The following is a 17,252-nucleotide window of genomic DNA, read 5'->3' on the forward strand; positions in this document are numbered from 1 at the left end:
CCTATTTGTTGCCCAATGCCGCACCCTGGGCGAGATAGGTGGTATTGCGCTCCTTCTCGACAAAATAGCGGTAGTCCTGCGGGCCGACATTGACGATGAAGCCCAGGTCCTTCCAGGCCGCCGTCATCTGATTGAAGGAATTGATCCCCCGCGCATACAGCACAGGCTGGCCGGCGGCCGTGATACTGAAGCCCCCTTGCGACTGCACATTGAGCGTGAGGCCATTGACGCCCGAGAACTGCGCCGGCTGGCTGCTGACATAGCCATCCAGTACCTGGTTACCGGGGTCCAGATCCCCTGCAATGACATGCATGGGGCTTTGTGGCGGCCACCAGTAAACGTAGAACGCGGGCGGCACTTCGACACCATCATCGGCAGGGCTTTGATTGATGGCCGGGTTGTTGACGTTGGGCGTCTGCACCGTGCAGTCAAAGAAGTCAGCCTGCCAGGGTATGGCCATGCGCTTGGTCAGGTCGCCCGGCTCGGCCCCATCCCCGTTTTGCGGATCGCTGGTCAGCGACAGGCCGTTGGTGCGGTAGTACTCGCTGAATGCCGCCTCGCTACCTGTCCAGTGCGCAATATCATAGGCATACGGCGTACGGTAGAGCTGTGGCGTACGAACTATCCAGGTGGTCTCGATACCGGGCGAGAACGGCGCACCCACCAGGTTGCCGATCACCGCGCGGTCCAGTTCGGTCACACCCTGGCGCAGATCGGGTGGCGCGCAGCCAAGGTCGAACTTGCCCTTGGACCATTGATGCAGGAAGAAATACTGGGTGGGGCTCAGCGTCATGAACTTGTAGATCAGCTGATTGGTCACCGAGTTGTCGCCGGAATTGAGCGGCATCAGCGGTACGCCGTCCTCTGCAAACAGCGTATTGGGGCCGTTCTTGACCTGATCCATGAAGCGGTAGGACTGCGGCGGCACCGGCACCCGATAGTGGGCGAAGTAGTTCTCACGATTGGCGCGATTCCCTTCGGATGCATCGCGGATATCGAATGGCGGGTTGACGAAGTCCACCATGGATGGGGTTTGCGCCACCCAGCGATACCCTTCTGGCCGCTTGATGATGGGCAGGATATCGCGCTCGAAATTTGGCCGATAGTCCGGGTTGAAGCCGGCAAACGGATCGTAGCGATCGGCAGGGATAGGCCACTTCTTGGCGTCGTAGATGTCGGGTGCGTAGTTCAGGAAGCGCACCGAAATATCGTAGACGGTGTCGTCCAGCGTCACGATATTGACCAGCTCCGGCGCAAACTTGGGGCTGCCTACGATCACCCATGCGGGCTCAAGCTCGATCTTGCTGCCGTCCTTGAAATACAGAGTTGCCTGGACATAACCATCGGAAACGTCATCCCACCAATCGCTGGCGCCACGGAAGCTCGATAGCGTGGTGGTGCCGGCTGAATTGCCGAAACCGCCCAGCAGGATAAGCCGACCCGCTGTATCCATGCGCAATTCGCCCAGCGAATTGATAGCCGGGTTTAGGCTATCAGGCGGGAAGGAGAAATGCGGGTAGTCGGCCGGCGGGTTATAGCGTGAGAACGCTACCTGCTCGCCAGGCTTGGCTATGCTGCGCGGGCCTGGGTCTATCATCAGCGCCTTGCGATCAGCCGGATTGGTCACGCTGCCGTTGTTGAGCGGTACATGCTGATCAACGTAGTTGTTCCAATCACCAAACTCGAGGTCACCAGTCAGCTCGGAAAAAGTAAACCAGATTGGTTTCTTGTTGGCGATATGCGATGTCCAGACGATCTTCTCGATACGCGGATCAGCCAGGGTGATCTCTGCGGCCTTGCCATCGCTGTGCTCGAAAATCTTGAACCGTGCGGCCTGCCGCTTGATACCGCCGATAGCGTCCTTGAACTGCCTGACATACTGGATCTGGCCATCAACGACGACCGGATCACCGTTGGCGTGACAGGCTATGGGTAAGCCACCCAAGGTCTCCGGGCCAAGGTAGAAATCAGTCTGGCTGTTGCCAATACGCGCGACCCCCACCTTGGGGTGTATGGAAAAACTACTGGTCATGCTGCCCTCCTCTATGAACATGAATCCGGCGTTCGCCGGTGCTCTACTGGTGCCCGACGCTTGCGCGCCGTGCGTTTGCTGCTCGCCTCTTGGGTGCGATCTGCGGCGGATAAAGCGCGCCCGCCAGCCTGCGCCGTGCAGTGCCCATCCTTGCACCCCATGCAGCCTGATTGGGCGCTCGGAGGCGGGGAAAGGTTTAGGCAGTAGCGAAAGCTTACGGGGTGGTAGCTGAACCAGTACGGCGCGACGCCGTAGTGGGGCTAGCGAAGAAGGCTGGCCTGTACTCAGGCGCGGGAATACTGCAGGTGTCGTAGCTGACGGTGTCGATGGATGCCATCTTTGCCGTTCCTCCTTGTATATGGATAGGACCGCCGCTTTTTTATGAACTACTGGCGCGGCTGGTCTTGGGGCTGAATCAGTGCAACGGTACGATGGCTTGAGCCCCAATACGGCGCCTGTTGGCGCCCATCAGAACCCGGCTGGCCACATCGCCACCCGTCCAACAGGTATCGTAGGAGGGAATTACAGAATTGAAAGGGTAAGATGAAAAAAGTGGGTGCCAGGCTGCTAGTGGCTTGCATCCAGTCCGGCTGCGATACAAGCTACCCACGCCATAGCAAGTGCCCTACGCCCTCTGAGTCGCTAATAAAACCAAGCGTAGCGGTTCTGGCTAGGCGCGCGCAGCTGACAGTACGTGGGTACGGTAAGCTCGCACAACAACGCCAGAAGGTTTTTTAGCGGCGCTAGCCATGACAGACATCAAACTGCATTGGGAATCGGTATACCAGGCCAAGGCGCCTGATGCCGTTAGCTGGTACAGCCCGCATCTGGTCACCTCATTGCGGCTTATCGGCGAACTGTCGCCGAGCAAGGACGCGGCCATCATAGATGTCGGCGGCGGCGAAGCCACGCTGGTGGATGATCTGCTGGCCGACGACTACACGCAGCTGAGCGTGCTGGATATCTCGCAAGCAGCCGTGGATGTAACCCGGCAAAGGCTGGGCGCACATGCCGCACAGGTACACTGGCTGGTGGCTGATATCGCGTCTGTCAGGCTGGACACAGCGCACTACGACCTATGGCACGACCGGGCAGTGTTCCACTTCCTGACTACAGCGGCGGCCAGGCAGGCCTATGTCCGCCAGTTGGCCCACGCACTCAAGCCTGGCGGCCATGCCATCATGGCGACCTTTGGCCCTGACGGCCCGCTGAAATGCAGCGGCCTGGATATCGTCCGCTACGATGCAGCAAGTCTGCAGCGAGAGCTGGGCCCGCAGTTCACCTTGCTCGACAGCTTTACTGAGCCGCATCAAACACCTTTCGGCACGACCCAGCAATTCCTCTATGGGGTGTTCAGGCGGGCCAAGCCCTAGCAGACTGGAGCTTGGTCGATTGCAGATGGGCTGCCAGGTGCGACATCAGCCAGGCTGCATCCGGCCCTACCCCGCGCAAAGTGGCAGAGGCGAAATTACGTTGGCGCGACAGCCCGACAAAATACAGACCAGGCACATCCAGCGCGATACCCTGGTGCTGCCGTACCAAGCCCTCTGGCGTCACCACGCCGAGATCAGCCAGGTAGGGCATATGGGGCCGGAAACCGGTAGCGAACAGCAGGGTATCGACTCGCTCCCGCTTGCCATCGGCCCAAACCACCTCGTCAGCCACCGCCTCGCGGAACATGGGCCGGCGGGCGGGCTTACCAGACTTGATAGCACGGCGATAACGGCCGTCATCCAGCACTGGCGTACTCTGGTCGTCCAGCCAGCGAGTGCGCTCCAAGCCGGTAGCGGCCAGCCAGAAGTGAAAATCCAGCCCCAGCACCCGCTGCGGAAAAAAACGTATAGGCCGGCGCGTAGCCAAGCTGACATCGGCCGTGTCCGCCAGCTCGCAGGCAATCTGCACGCCCGAGTTGGCCCCACCCACCACCACGACCCTGTGCCCAGCAAAATCGGCAGGATCACGATAGCTGCCGCTGTGCAGCACACGGCCACCAAAATCGGCCAGACCGGGAATCGACGGCATGAAGGGCGTACCAAAAGCACCAGAAGCGGCAATCACGGCGCGGGCGACATAGCCTTTACCCTCGGCCGTCTGCAGCCAGAAACCGCCACCCTCCCGCCTGACCGTGCTGACACGCTGACCATACCGTATGGGTAGGTCGAAATGACGTGCATAGTCCTCCAGGTATCCTGCTACCTCATCCCGGCTGGGATAGTGGCCCGGCGCAGCCGGAAACGCCAAGCCAGGCAAGGCGGAGTAGCGGGCGGGCGAGAACAGCGTCAGGCTGTCGTAATAACCCCGCCATGCGCCGCTGGCCTGGGTGCCTGCCTCCAGCAGCAGAAAACGGTAACCTGCCCGCTGCAGATGATAGCCCGCAGCCAGGCCAGCCTGGCCCGCACCAATGATGATGACGTCAACGTGTTCCATATAATCTCGCTTAAGTTTGCTTGGCTTGAACGCGGTGCAGTGGCGCCGTAGCGGGCCTGGCCCGATAGGCAAAGACGAAGGCAGCCCAGCCCAGTACGCCCAGGCAGGTCAGCCCGAGCAAGGTAGCCGATCCGCCCCACTGCGCCAGGCCATATGCGGCCATGGCAGGCGCCAGGGCTCGGGCAAACAACCCTGGTGCCGATACCCAGCCCAGCGCCACACCATAGTTGGCACTGCCCAGCAACTCAGCTGGCGCCATGCCGCGAACGATGGTGAGCACGCCATTGCTGGCGCCATAGAGGCAGGCAAACAGCACTGCCAGCCAAGGCGCCTGTTTGGCCAGCAGCAGGAGCACCATCGCCGTCGGCAGCATCAGATGGGCCACATAGCCACTCCAGCGCACCGACAGACGCTGTGCCAGCAGCATGTCCAGCAAGCGTCCTGCCACCTGCATGGGGCCAAACAGCGTGACACTGAGCATGATCAGCGTGGGACTCACCGCACGATCAGCCAACAGCAGGCCGGCGTGTGCCGACAAGGTACCCCCTAGCAAGGCCGTCATGCCGATGGCAACGGCAAGCCCCCAATAAGCCGGCGAGCGCAGCATCTGCATCCATGGCATGTCAGCGGGCGAGACCTCGGTGGCGGCCACTGCGGGCACCACCCTGGGCAGCGCACGATGCAAGGGTAAGCAGACCAAAACGTGCAATGCGGCATAGCCAAGCAGGGTAAGACGCCAACCCCACAGCCCCTCCAGCCAGTAGGAGAGTGGCCAGAACACCGTGCTGGCAAAACCGCCCACCAGGGTAAGAAGGGTCATGGCCCGCCTGAACTCGGTATGCGCAAACTCGTGCAGCGCGGTAAAGGCCGCCTCGTAGAGGGTAAGCGCCATGGCCACGCCAGCCAGTAACCAGGCCAGCAGGAAAGTGTAAGGGCCCGATGCCGCCGCGAGGCCAGCCAGGCTGAGGCTGGCAAGGACAGAACCCAGGCTGAGCCCCCAACGGCCACCATGGCGGGCCAGTAGCTGCCCAGCCAGCGGAGCACACAAGGCCGCCAGCAACAGGCCCGCCGAATACGCGCCGAATATACCCGGCAGGCTCCAGCCCGTACTGGTCTGTATGGGTTGCGCCAGGAAGGTAATACCGTAGTAAAGCGTACCCCACGAAATCACCTGCCCTGGCGCCAGCAACCATAGCGCACGCATGCCGGGCGAGCGGGAATGCGTGTTTTGCACGGGCGGCACTCAGCAACAGCCTGCCACAGCGTGCCCGGCCTTGTCGGCGGGCACACCGCAACCGCAGCCCGCCTTGCCGGTCTGCTTGGCGGCAGCGTCCTGTGCGCAGCAAGCGTCGATGCCTACCGGCGCGGCGCCACCACAGCAGGTGCTGGCCACCATCGCCGCAGCCGGCATGGCAACGCAACAAGCGCCCTGCTCCACCATGCCAGGCAAGCCAGCACTACAGACACCGGTTTCAGGCAGGTCCAGCCGTACATCTTCGGCAGCAGCCAGGTCACCCGCCAGGGCGGCGGCCACCGAGCGCACCTGCTCGTAGCCGGTCGCCATCAGAAAAGTCGGTGCACGCCCATAGCTCTTGGCGCCCACCACATAGAAACCCGGTTCGGGGTGCGCCAACTCACGGTGGCCATGGGGGCGCACCGTACCGCAGCTGTGCTCATTCGGGTCTATCAGCGGTGCCAAGGCTTCGGAGCTCTCCAGCCAGGCATCCAGCCGCACCCGTAGTTCGCGCGTCAGTGCCAGGTCAGGGCGCGAACCGGTGGCGCAGATCACCTCATCCACCCCCGTCAGTTCGGTCAGGCCCTGCGGAGTATGGGCGCGGACGGTGAGCCCGGTCAGGCCGGCCTGCATGGATGCAATACGGAACTCGGTATGCACTGTCAGGCGCCCCTGCTCAATCAAGCGCTGCAGGCGCTGGCCCAACTCGCCCCGCGCCTGCAGCTGGTCAGCCTCGCCCCCGCCAAATACACGGCGCAGATTGTTGCCCCGTACTGCCCAATGCACGCGGGTGCGCTCGTCCTGCTGGCCGAGATCGGCAAGCGCCAGCAGCGCCTGGGCGGCAGAATGGCCAGCACCAACCACCAGCACGCACTTACCGGCATAGCGTGCGCGGTCCTTGCCCAACACGTCGGGTATGCCATAGCGGATACGGTCGGCGTGTGCAGTCTCACCAATCGCCGGTAGCCCATTGGCACCTAGCGGGTTAGGCATGGCCCAGGTCCCGGTCGCATCCAGCACGGCACCGGCCAAATGCTCGCTCACGCCGCCATCGCGCTCGATCTGCAGCAGAAAAGGAGCTTGGTCGCGGCCTGCCGTCTTGATCTTGTCCATACCGAGGCGCGATACCGCCAGCACTCGGCTATTGAGCTGGATCTGCTCGCGCAAGGCCCTACCCAAGGGCTGCAGATAGAACTGATCCAGCTCGCCCGCCGTGGGCAAGGCATCCAGATCGGGGGCTTGCCAACCGCCCTGTTCCAGCAGGCTGCGCGCAGCGTGATCGATGTTGTAGCGCCAAGGCGAAAACAGCGGGACATGTGCCACCGCACGCATGCTGCTGCCCACCGATTCCGCCGCTTCAAATACTGTGGGCCTGATACCACGGACCAGCATATGCGCCGCCGCAGCCAAGCCAACCGGGCCGGCACCCAATATGGCCACACCGTATTGCTGAATCAAAGGGGAAGTCATCGCAGGCTCCTTGGTCGGTTATGAGGGGGCGGCGACCCAATCGATAGACATCAAGTCGCCAAGTCATTATTTCTACACTTCTAGAATAATAGATACAAAAACATCAAGTCAAGATAATTCCAAAAATATCGAATCAATCACCCGACAGGCGCATCCACCAAACCTGGGTTACGCCAAGGCGTACACTGGGGGCATCGTCATACTCAGCGCTGCAGACAAAAGCTTTCTGGCGCTATTGTGCGAACTTGCCGTACCCGCGTACTGTCCGCTGGGCTTGCACCTCTAGCCAGAACCCTGCGCTGGTTTGTGATGACGGCTCCCGGCGCACCCTTCGCACTCCCCCGAATACCGACCGATGACACCCGACCTGTTTGCCGATCAACCCGCCATCTGGCAGGAACACCTGATACCAGGCGCCGTGGTATTGCGCGGCCAAGCCCTGATGCAAGCCGACAGCCTGCTGACAACCGTGGCGCAACTGCTGGTGGCGGCACCACTGCGCCATATGCTCACCCCAGGCGGCCAGACCATGTCGGTCGCCATGAGCAATTGCGGCCAGTTGGGTTGGATCAGCGACCGCCATGGCTATCGATACTGCGCGCAAGACCCCACCAGCGGCCAGCCCTGGCCTGCCATGCCGCCATCCTTGCAGCAACTGGCAGCGCAGGCCGCGGATCTGGCGGGCTTTGCCGGGTTCGAGCCCGATGCCTGCCTGATCAACCGCTATCTGGCGGGCACCCGCCTGTCGCTGCATCAGGATAAGGATGAGCGTGACTTCACCCAACCCATCGTGTCCATCTCGCTGGGCTTGCCGGCAACCTTTCTGTTTGGCGGCGCACGCCGCACCGACCCGGTAAGACGTATCCCGCTCAACCATGGCGATATCGTGGTGTGGGGTGGCCCAGCCCGCCGTCACTACCATGGCGTGGCGCCACTCAAGGCTGGCCTGCACCCCGTGCTGGGCGAACAGCGCATCAACCTGACTTTGCGCAAAGCCGGCTGATAGGTGGCTACAGAGCCTTGGTGTTTGCAGCGGCTTCTGTTCCGGGCACAAAGCCGGCAGAATGCCCGCAAGCCAAGCAAGAGAAACGCCCGTATGGTCTGGTCCAGCCTCGTCAACCGGCTATTGCCACAATCCTGCCTGCTGTGCGGCGACCACAGCGGTGCGCGCAGCCTGTGCCCGCCCTGCCATGCCGAGCTACCTTGGCATGGCGGCGAGCAATGTCCGGTGTGCGCCATACCAACGCTGCACGGCAGCCACTGTGGCGCTTGCATCAAGACACCGCCTGCGTTTGACCGGACCACTGCAGCATGGCGCTACGGTTGGCCCGTGGACAGGCTGATTCCTGCCTACAAATATCGTAGCCAGTTAGAACTGACCCATGCCTTGGCCCAGGGCCTACTGCAGGCTACCGAGGGCGTAGACCGACCCGATATGCTATTGCCCATGCCCCTGCACCCTGCCCGCCTGCGCGAGCGGGGGTTCAACCAATCGCAGGAGCTAGCCAGGCAGCTGGGCAGATGGCGCCAACTGCCCTTGGCCGACAAAACCGTTGCCCGCATCAAGCTCACCCCGCCGCAGGCCAGCTTGCCGCACGACGAACGCCAACGTGCCATACGGGGTGCATTTGCAGTACAGGGCAAGGTGGCAGGCCAACATCTTGCCCTGGTGGACGATGTCATGACGACAGGCGCCAGCTTGAACGAACTGGCCCAAGCCTTGAAGAAAGCCGGCGCCCGGCGGGTAGACTGCTGGGTACTGGCCCGTACCCTGTAGGGACGGCCACCCGCCTAGCCCTGCGTCCAAAATCAACCCAGAGAACACCTACCATGCGCAGACCCGACTGCATCAAGCACTACACCGAGATACAGGAAACCGAGGCCGGCCACTATCCCGGCAGCACCGAATCACTGAGCCTAGGCTCACCCTTCGGCAGGGTATTCGGTCTCAGCCGTTTGGGCATACACCATGAAACCCTGCCGCCTGGCAGCCGTACGTCATGGCCTCACGCCGAGAGCACAGAAGAAGAATTTGCCTATGTGATTGAAGGCACGCCGGATGTCTGGCTGGACGGCGAGCTATACCGGCTGGCGCCCGGCGACGGTGTCGGTTTCAAACCCGGCGATGGCCTGGCGCACACCTTCATCAATAACACCGATGCCACTGTGCGCCTGCTGGTCGTCGGCGATACCCGGCGCAGCGACAATCAGGTGCACTACCCCCTGCATCCTGAGCGTAATGCCGAGATAGGTGGTTTGTGGTGGCCAGATCACCCCAAGCGGCCACTAGGTGACCACGATGGCCTGCCCGATGCCCTGCGCGGCAAGCTGGCCGGCTAAGCAGAAGGATATAATGGGGCCCAGCCACACGCCCTCGAGCACAGCGTGGCGGCCCATTGGCGTCGGTGCCAACAGACTGCGCACTGCTATCATGCCCCACCCTGCAAACCAGATCCGCACACCATGTTCGCCGTCATCCTGTTCCAGCCTGAAATCCCGCCTAACACCGGCAACGTCATACGGCTATGCGCCAATACCGGCTGCGAACTGCATCTGGTCAAGCCACTGGGTTTTCCACTCGATGATGCCAAGCTGCGTCGCGCAGGGCTGGATTACCACGAGTATGCACAAATGCAGGTACATGAGAACTGGGAGGCCTGCCAGGCCGCCTTTGCCGGACGGCGGATTTTTGCCATGACCACCAAGGGGTCTACCCGCTTCGACCAGATAGCCTACCAGCCCGGCGATGCTTTTCTGTTCGGCCAGGAGTCCGCCGGCCTGCCGGCAGACCTACGCGATGGCTTTGCCGCCGATCGCCGCATCAAACTACCCATGCGGCCCGACAACCGCAGCCTCAATCTGTCCAACGCAGTAGCAGTAACCGTGTTTGAGGCATGGCGGCAGCAGGGGTTTGCCGGGGGTGTGATCTAGACTGGGCCTAGCCTCAGCCTGCCCCGCCCGGCGCCTAAGGTCTTACTCAGAGGCCTCGGGTATCTGCGCTGGCGCAGCAGGCTGCCCTTGCTCCGGTTCTGTCTTGTTTGGCATAGCAATAAAAACCAGGATACCTAGGATAACCATTGCAGGAACAATACACGCCACCACGATCACACCCCTGCCGTTCTTCTCCGGCATGGCGCCGAAGCGGTTACGCCCTTTGGTACCTGGCGCAAGCAGCAGGTAAAGACCAAACAGGACGTTAAAATACGGCGCCAGTATCAGCAACGCAATCCAGCGGCTAAGATCCAGATCATGCAGGCGCCGGCCGACCATAATCAAGGTACCGGCAAGCATCAGCAATATAGCCACGCAGAGCAACACCACTCCCAAGGTCCAGCTGGCTGCAGTTGCTTTGACAGCCAAGGCTATCAGCAGGTAACCCAGTAGGCTGGCACCCAGGTAATAGGCAAAGTAGCGTACGCGACCGAGCCTGCCATCCACCGAGAAAAAGCGCGGGCTATAGGTTTCCTGATCAGCGAATTGATCTAGTTGGGCACTTAGGTTGTGATAGGTATTGTCAGTCGTCATGTGCACGCCAGATGAGAGGGCCTGGCCTCAGCCTGGCCCGCCAGGCGCCTTGGCGCCTGTTCTAGGTCTTTGATCCTCTACACGATTTTTCCCCAGCGCCGTGGCGAAAAGATCGTGAACAGGCGCTTACTCCGAGGCCTCGGGTATCTGCACAGGCGCAGCAGACTGCCCTTGTTGCTGTGCCGCCTTGGCCTTCTTGGTGTACTCGGCGTACTGAGGGATGGCAATGGCCGCCAAGATACCGATGATAAACACGGCCGGAAGGATACACGCCACCACGATCACGCTCCTGCCGTTCTGCTCGGGCATGGGGCCGAAGCGGTTACGCCCTTTGGTGCCCGGCGCAAACAGCAGGTAAAGGCCAAACAGGCCGTTAAGGTACGGCACCAGCATCAGCAACGCAAACCAGCGGTTAAGATCCAGATCATGCAGGCGCCGACCGACGATAATCAAGGTACCGGCAAGCATCAGCAGAACAGACACACCGAGCAACACCATACCCAAGTTCTGGCTGGCTGCAGCTATTGCGGCTGACACGCCTATCAGCAGATAGCCCGGCAGGCTGACACCTATGGAATAGGCAAGGTAGCGAACGCGACCGAGCCTGCCATCCACCGAGAAAAAGCGCGGGCTATAGGTTTCCTGATCATCCAATTGATCAAGTTGGGCATTAGGGCTGTGATAGGGATTGTTAGTCGTCATGAGCACACCAGATGAGAAAATGAGGAATATCACCAGCAGACTGGCAGTCCACAGGCAAGGCGGGAATCTATCATAGGCATGCGGCGCACCACAGAGACCGAAGCACGGTGTACCCAAAGCCCCACATACTAGTTGCGCGGCGCCGCCGGTAGATTGCGGGAATGCCGCTCCAAGGTCTGGTACTGCTGCACGGCCAGCACCACGAGCAGCCCTATCAACACGGCCACCATGGGTACCAGGCAGGCAGCCACGATCACACCAACACCATTTGCCACCGGTGCCGGTCCAAAGCGATTGGCATGGGGCTGTCCTGGGGCAAAGATCAGGTAGGCCAGCAGTAGCAGATTGATGAATGGCAATAGGCACAGCAGCAACCACCAGCGGCTGCGCCCCAGATCATGTAGCCGGCGACCGGCAATCACCAGCTGGCCGGCTGCGGCAGACAGCCAAACCAGCCCCATGACCACCATGACTATATCGCCGCCGCTGATGATCATGCTCAAGGCCATCACGCTGGCAATAAACAGCGCAAAGCCCAGAGCACCCATCGCCAGACTGTATGCCAGATAGCGCAACCGCCCTAAGCGGCCGTCCAGGGCCCAAAAGCGCGGTGTATAGTGGCCACCTTCGGTAGTCGCCAAATCACTGGTGGGGCTGTCATAGGGATTGACTGCTTCCATGCCTAGCGCCTGTCAGGAACTTAAGGTATTGATGGACAGCGACCCTGGCGCTAAACGCCAGCACAGCCTGAAACAGTTGGCTCTCCCCTGAGCCCCGCCCCCATGCCGCACCCGGCAAGCCAGCTGTCAGCCCTTGGGAGGCTCGGCCACATTGACCTGGTTCTTGCCGGATTTCTTAGCCTCATACATGGCCTGGTCAGCCCGCTCCACCGCCGCTTCTTGATCCTCGCCCTTGATAAAACGGGTAACACCAGCCGAGAAGGTGATCAGTACACGCTCGTTGTTGTGCAGGAAGAAGCGCTTGGTCAGCTCGCGCTGCACCCGCCGCATGACATTGGCCGACTCACTCAGCACCGACTCCGGCATCAGCACAACGAATTCCTCACCGCCGTAGCGGGCGATGGTATCGGTAGGCCGCAATACATCCTTGATGACCTGCACCAGATGAATCAAGGCGTCATCACCTGCCTGGTGTCCACGTTGATCATTCAGCTTCTTGAAGTTGTCGATATCGAGCAGGGCCAGGCACAGCGGCTTGCCACTCCGCTCCATGCGTGCAATCTCGGTGGCAAAGGCCTCGTCAAAACCACGCCGGTTCAAGGCACCAGTCAGTTGATCCTCCCGCACCTTCTCGCTGATGGCCCGCAGTTCCGCCTCCAGCTCCTTCACCCTGCCATCTGCCGCCTCCGCCTTGGCACGGGTTGCCAACAGGTCTTCGCGTGAACGCGCCATATCCAGCTGCATCACGCGGGTATCCTGCATCAACTCATCCAGCAGTTGCTTGAGGTCCCCTATGCCCTGGGTAGCTTCAATCCGGTCTGCGTAGACCTCGATCTTGTCGTGATAGCCCCCAGTGGTATCCGCCATGCTGCCCAGGCGGTCGATAAACAGGGAGATCATGCTCTTGAGCGCCTCCTGGGTTTCGTCCAGGCTGTGCCGCAGCTGCCCCTGCTTGATGACCACTTCCTTGAAGCCCACCTCGGCTTCGTACAGGCGATTCATGCTCAAGGGCTGGGCCAGAATATCGCGAACCACTGCGATCTGGCCCTGTACCCAGGTATCCTCACCCGACAGGGCGGCGAGATTATCGGTCAGCAACAGCAGCAAATTGATCAAGCCTGTGGAGATTCGGCTGTCACGCTCACTCTTGAGCTCGAGCTGCACCCAGAACTTCTTGAGCCGCTGCGCCAGGAACTCCAGGCCTTGCTCGCTGGACACGGCCTCGGCCGCCTGAGCCAGGCTCATGGCCTCTTCAGCCAGGTCCGGGTAGGTTTGCAATCGCTCGGCAATACCCAGCCGCAGCGAGGTCACCAGCATTTCACGCCAGTGGTGCCAATCGGTCGCGGCGACCACCGCCTTGGCGGGTGCCCCATCCACCTGCGCTGCAGCTTCGGCCTGCGCGGCAGAAACCGGTTCGATATCGCCTGCCCCGCCCGAACCATCGGCCCAGCTGCGTACCAAGGCATCCAGCTTTTCGTTCAATAGACTGGGATAGTTGCCGAAATTCAGCAAGACCTTGGCCAGCGACTCCTGCTTGCGTGAATGAGTGAAATGCGGGCTGCGCAAATCCCATTGCGTCACCAGCTCACGTATCAACTCAGCCCATGCACGCACCAGGCTGGCCTGTCCACCCTGGGATTCAATGGCCTGCATCAGCATGGGCGGTATGCTGCCCCAATCGCCATGGCTGGCAGCCTTTTCTATCAGGGCCAGGTCACGCAACAGCTCCGGTGTCTGCCTGGGGAGCTTGCGCAAAGCTGCCACCATCTCCACCACCAGCAGATTAGCGCCACCAGAAGGCCGTGTCTTGCCGTCAGAGATTTCGTAATAGAGTTCCTCGTAGCGCTCGGGGGTGGGCGCAACGCGGCGGACGGCGAGCTGCTTGAGCGTCTCGCGCGCAATATCGGTCGGATTGGTCAGCTTATTGCTCATCAATACACTTCAGTGTTTGGCACGACGGTGTGTCGGGGTTGGCCGGGGTACAACGTGGTCGCGTCCCCTACGGCCATGCCGGTTTTCGCGCTCGCGAAGTATAGAATCTCGGGCGCGGCTGTGACAGGTAAAACATACAGGCAACAAAAAAGGGACCCGGCTAGCCGAATCCCTTTTCTTGTTTACTACCAGCTGCGCTGATTAGGCGCCAACCACCGTAACCTTCACGTTGGCCGTTACGTCGTGGTGCAGAGCAATGACCACATCGTATTCGCCGATGGCCTTGAACGGGCCTTCTGGCAGACGCACTTCCATCTTCACAACCGGCACGCCAGCAGCAGAAATGGCTTCAGCGATGTCGTGGTTGGTGACGGAACCGAACAGACGGCCATCCACACCAGCCTTTTGCGAGATGGTGACAGCGAAGTCGACCAGCTTCTCGGCGCGGGCTTGGGCACCAGCCAGGATCTCGGCTTGCTGCTTTTCCAGATCGGCACGGCGGGCTTCGAAAGCCTTCAGGTTAGCGTCGGTTGCACGCTTGGCCTTGCCTTGGGGGATCAGGAAGTTACGGGCGTAGCCATCCTTGACCTTGACGATGTCGCCCAGGGTACCCAGGTTTGCGACTTTTTCGAGCAGAATGATTTGCATGTTGGCGGCTCCGGCTTAGTGCTTGTCGGTGTAAGGCATCAGCGCCAGGAAGCGCGCGCGCTTGATGGCGTCGGACAACTGACGCTGATAGCGGGCCTTGGTGCCAGTGATACGAGCCGGGATGATCTTGCCGTTCTCGTTGATGAAATCCTTCAGCAAGTTGACGTCTTTGTAATCAACTTCCTTGATGCCTTCGGCGGTGAAGCGGCAAAACTTGCGGCGCTTGAACAGATGACGGGACATGATGACCTCTTGAATTCAGAAAACTGTGGAACCGCGCACGATTTATTCGGTGACACGCTTCCAGTCGGTTATGTGCAGAACCAGGCTGTGCTTGTAGCGCTGACTTCGTCCGGCCAGGAAACCCTTGATCAGGATTTCCGACCCCTCCGCCAGGCTCGCCAACCCCTTGGCCTTATCACCAAGGCATACACAGGGCATTTCGCACTGTATTTGCCGCTCGGCTCCGGCTTCCGTCTGGGTTGATTCATGCATGAGCTTGAATTCAACCGCCGGAATGCCGGCCGGGGTGTAACGCAAGGGCTGGAGATCGAGCACTTGGCCGTGGGCCACGACCTGGTTGCGCGCGCTCAAGCCAGTAGGCCTGATCAGGCTGCTGCCGCTTCCTTGGCTTCAGGAGCCGTGGTCAGCGACTTGGACTTCTCTTCCTTCATCATCGGCGATGCTTCAGTAACAGCACGCTCGGTCTTCAGGGTGAGGTGGCGCAGCACAGCGTCGTTGAACTTGAACGCGTGTTCCAGTTCGTCCAGGGTGCCTTGACCGATTTCGATGTTCATCAGCACGTAGTGTGCCTTGTGCATCTTTTGAATCGGGTAAGCCATCTGGCGACGGCCCCAGTCTTCGAGGCGATGGATCTTGCCGCCGTCGTTGGTAATCATCGTCTTGTAGCGCTCGATCATGGCGGGCACTTGCTCGCTTTGATCGGGATGCACGATGAACACGATTTCGTAGTGTCGCATGTGATCTCCTTGCGGATTAATCAGCCTTCCGTCATGCGGTAACGGTAAGGCAAGGTGGAAAGCCGAGCATTCTAGCCGCTAAAGTGTCAACCCTGCAAGCTAATCAACGGTTTGCCTGTGTAACCCACTATCAATGCAGCTTGATCTTGGGCCGGTGCACCCGGTCCAGCCACTCCGACAAGGTAATGAGCAAGGTACGGGTAAAGCCAGAAAGCGCAAGCTGATGCTGCTTGTGCAGGCCCCAATACATCAGCTTGGCCAATTGGCCCTCTACAAACAGGCTGCCCCGCGCCAGGCTGCCCATCAGCGAGCCGACCGAAGAGTAGGTGGAAAGTGAGACCAGCGAGCCGTAGTCCTGAAAAGCAAAGGACTTCAGCGGCTTGCCCGCCAGGGCGCGCTCTATATTGCGTGCCAGCAGGGTAGCCTGCTGGTGTGCCGCCTGGGCCCGCGCCGGTACCCAGCCCCCTTGTCCATTGGGGCAGGCCGCACAATCGCCAAAGGCAAAGATGCGTTCATCACGCGTGGTCTGCAGCGTGGGTGCCACCAACAGCTGGTTAATGCGATTGGTCTCCAGCCCGCCGATCTCCTTGAGAAAATCCGCCGCCTTGATGCCGGCCGCCCAGACCGTCAGGGTGCTGGGAATAAAGCTGCCGCCCGCCATGCGCACACCGGCCTCGGTCACCTCCACCACCCGCTCATTGGTATGAATCTCTATTGCCAGCTTGCGCAATTCAACGGCTGCGGCGGTCGACAGGCGCTCTGGCAAGGCGGCCAGAATGCGCTGGCTGGCTTCCACCAGCACGATCTTGAGATCCTGCTCTGGGTCGATATGTTCCAGCCCAAAGCTCACCAGTACCTGCGCAGCCGCATGCAGCTCCGCCGCCAGCTCCACCCCAGTGGCGCCGGCGCCGATAATGGCCACCGTCATGCGCCCCCTGCCTGCCTCGACCGGCTGGTTGTGCGCACGCAGACAGGCGTCAATCAGGCGTTCGTGAAAGCGCCGAGCGGCATCAGGGTTATCCAGACGTATGGCGTGCTCGGCCACGCCGGGCGTGCCAAAATCATTGGTCTGGCTACCCACGGCCAGCACCAGGTAGTCGTACCCCACACGCTGGGCAGCGATGATCTCCCGGCCATCGGCATCCAGCAGCGGCGCTATCAGGATTTCCCTCGCTTCGCGGTCCAAGCCTGCCAGGCGACCTTGGCGAAACCGGAAGTGGTGCCAGCGTGCCTGGGCCAGGTACTCAATTTCTTCAGCGTGGCTGTCATAGCTGCCCGCAGCCAGCTGGTGCAGTATGGGTTTCCAGATATGGGTACGACTGGCATCAACCAGCAGTACCTCGGCGCGCCCCCGTTTACCCAGGCGGTCGCCCAAACGGCTGGCCAACTCCAGACCACCCGCGCCACCACCCACGATCACGATACGTGGACATCGACTGTCATCCGCCATACACCACCCCGTTGAATATATTGGACAGTGCCATTCTACCCGTTAGCGGTGCCTATCGTTGCGAACAAAACACGGCATAGCGGTTCTGGCCAGGCGCACACGCGTGTGAACAGGCGATGAGGTGCAAGCCACCGACTGCAGGTGTTTGATCGCAGTGCATAGGCAGAACCCA

At 60.8% G+C, this 17,252-nt stretch carries 18 protein-coding genes; 5 read left to right on the forward strand and 13 right to left on the reverse strand.

The window, feature by feature from the left end; all coding sequences use genetic code 11:
* Position 1: 1 nt before the first annotated feature.
* The gene (gene lodA, locus QQK16_RS11640) at positions 2 to 2,032 is read right to left on the reverse strand and encodes a CTQ-dependent lysine 6-oxidase LodA (protein ID WP_284196631.1); all 2,031 of its coding nucleotides are present in this window, start codon (positions 2,030 to 2,032) and stop codon (positions 2 to 4) included.
* 749 nt (positions 2,033 to 2,781) lie between these two features.
* Between lodA and QQK16_RS11645 the strand changes: the two genes are divergently transcribed.
* Complete coding sequence (locus tag QQK16_RS11645; protein ID WP_284196632.1) at positions 2,782 to 3,405, forward strand: class I SAM-dependent methyltransferase; 624 nt, start codon at positions 2,782 to 2,784, stop codon at positions 3,403 to 3,405.
* On the opposite strand, the gene QQK16_RS11650 is transcribed toward QQK16_RS11645, so the two are convergent.
* The 3 genes from QQK16_RS11650 to QQK16_RS11660 are packed head-to-tail and all read right to left on the reverse strand — an operon-like array spanning position 3,386 to position 7,163.
* A complete protein-coding gene (locus tag QQK16_RS11650) occupies positions 3,386 to 4,459 on the reverse strand; it encodes an FAD-dependent oxidoreductase (protein ID WP_284196633.1) in 1,074 nt (357 codons plus the stop codon). The two genes, QQK16_RS11645 and QQK16_RS11650, sit on opposite strands and share 20 nt — an antisense overlap.
* Positions 4,460 to 4,469: 10 nt before the next feature.
* On the reverse strand, positions 4,470 to 5,693 hold the full coding sequence (locus QQK16_RS11655; protein WP_284196634.1) for an MFS transporter: 1,224 nt from the start codon (positions 5,691 to 5,693) through the stop codon (positions 4,470 to 4,472).
* A gap of 9 nt (positions 5,694 to 5,702) precedes the next feature.
* On the reverse strand, positions 5,703 to 7,163 hold the full coding sequence (locus QQK16_RS11660; protein ID WP_284196635.1) for an NAD(P)-binding domain-containing protein: 1,461 nt from the start codon (positions 7,161 to 7,163) through the stop codon (positions 5,703 to 5,705).
* A 355-nt stretch (positions 7,164 to 7,518) separates the two neighbouring features.
* Between QQK16_RS11660 and alkB the strand changes: the two genes are divergently transcribed.
* The 4 genes from alkB (at position 7,519) to QQK16_RS11680 (ending at position 10,094) form a co-directional block, all read left to right on the forward strand.
* The gene (gene alkB, locus QQK16_RS11665) at positions 7,519 to 8,166 is read left to right on the forward strand and encodes a DNA oxidative demethylase AlkB (protein ID WP_284196636.1); all 648 of its coding nucleotides are present in this window, start codon (positions 7,519 to 7,521) and stop codon (positions 8,164 to 8,166) included.
* A gap of 93 nt (positions 8,167 to 8,259) precedes the next feature.
* Complete coding sequence (locus QQK16_RS11670) at positions 8,260 to 8,940, forward strand: ComF family protein (RefSeq protein WP_284196637.1); 681 nt, start codon at positions 8,260 to 8,262, stop codon at positions 8,938 to 8,940.
* A 53-nt stretch (positions 8,941 to 8,993) separates the two neighbouring features.
* Entirely contained in the window at positions 8,994 to 9,503 is a 510-nt protein-coding gene (locus QQK16_RS11675; protein ID WP_284196638.1) for a cupin domain-containing protein, read from the forward strand.
* A 123-nt stretch (positions 9,504 to 9,626) separates the two neighbouring features.
* Positions 9,627 to 10,094 (forward strand): tRNA (cytidine(34)-2'-O)-methyltransferase, encoded by a 468-nt coding sequence (locus tag QQK16_RS11680; protein ID WP_284196639.1) that lies wholly within the window; start codon positions 9,627 to 9,629, stop codon positions 10,092 to 10,094.
* Between the two features lie 42 nt (positions 10,095 to 10,136).
* On the opposite strand, the gene QQK16_RS11685 is transcribed toward QQK16_RS11680, so the two are convergent.
* From QQK16_RS11685 to QQK16_RS11725, 9 genes are all read right to left on the reverse strand, one after another.
* Positions 10,137 to 10,688 (reverse strand): DUF805 domain-containing protein, encoded by a 552-nt coding sequence (locus QQK16_RS11685; RefSeq protein WP_284196640.1) that lies wholly within the window; start codon positions 10,686 to 10,688, stop codon positions 10,137 to 10,139.
* A gap of 126 nt (positions 10,689 to 10,814) precedes the next feature.
* Complete coding sequence (locus QQK16_RS11690) at positions 10,815 to 11,390, reverse strand: DUF805 domain-containing protein (RefSeq protein ID WP_284196641.1); 576 nt, start codon at positions 11,388 to 11,390, stop codon at positions 10,815 to 10,817.
* A gap of 128 nt (positions 11,391 to 11,518) precedes the next feature.
* Complete coding sequence (locus QQK16_RS11695) at positions 11,519 to 12,070, reverse strand: DUF805 domain-containing protein (protein ID WP_284196642.1); 552 nt, start codon at positions 12,068 to 12,070, stop codon at positions 11,519 to 11,521.
* Between the two features lie 126 nt (positions 12,071 to 12,196).
* The gene (locus QQK16_RS11700) at positions 12,197 to 14,002 is read right to left on the reverse strand and encodes a sensor domain-containing diguanylate cyclase (protein WP_284196643.1); all 1,806 of its coding nucleotides are present in this window, start codon (positions 14,000 to 14,002) and stop codon (positions 12,197 to 12,199) included.
* Positions 14,003 to 14,203: 201 nt separating this feature from the next.
* Positions 14,204 to 14,650, reverse strand: a complete 447-nt coding sequence (gene rplI, locus QQK16_RS11705; protein WP_284196644.1) for a 50S ribosomal protein L9 — start codon at positions 14,648 to 14,650, stop codon at positions 14,204 to 14,206.
* A gap of 15 nt (positions 14,651 to 14,665) precedes the next feature.
* A complete protein-coding gene (rpsR, locus tag QQK16_RS11710; RefSeq protein WP_284196645.1) occupies positions 14,666 to 14,893 on the reverse strand; it encodes a 30S ribosomal protein S18 in 228 nt (75 codons plus the stop codon).
* Positions 14,894 to 14,935: 42 nt separating this feature from the next.
* Entirely contained in the window at positions 14,936 to 15,244 is a 309-nt protein-coding gene (gene priB / locus QQK16_RS11715) for a primosomal replication protein N (RefSeq protein ID WP_284196646.1), read from the reverse strand.
* A gap of 14 nt (positions 15,245 to 15,258) precedes the next feature.
* Positions 15,259 to 15,630 carry a 30S ribosomal protein S6 gene (rpsF, locus tag QQK16_RS11720; RefSeq protein WP_284196647.1) on the reverse strand — a complete coding sequence of 124 codons (372 nt, stop codon included), beginning with the start codon at positions 15,628 to 15,630 and terminating at the stop codon, positions 15,259 to 15,261.
* 130 nt (positions 15,631 to 15,760) lie between these two features.
* Positions 15,761 to 17,080 (reverse strand): NAD(P)/FAD-dependent oxidoreductase, encoded by a 1,320-nt coding sequence (locus QQK16_RS11725; protein WP_284196648.1) that lies wholly within the window; start codon positions 17,078 to 17,080, stop codon positions 15,761 to 15,763.
* Positions 17,081 to 17,252: the final 172 nt, after the last annotated feature.

The organism is Chitinimonas prasina (assembly GCF_030160395.1).
In the GTDB taxonomy this organism is placed as follows: domain Bacteria; phylum Pseudomonadota; class Gammaproteobacteria; order Burkholderiales; family Chitinimonadaceae; genus Chitinimonas; species Chitinimonas prasina.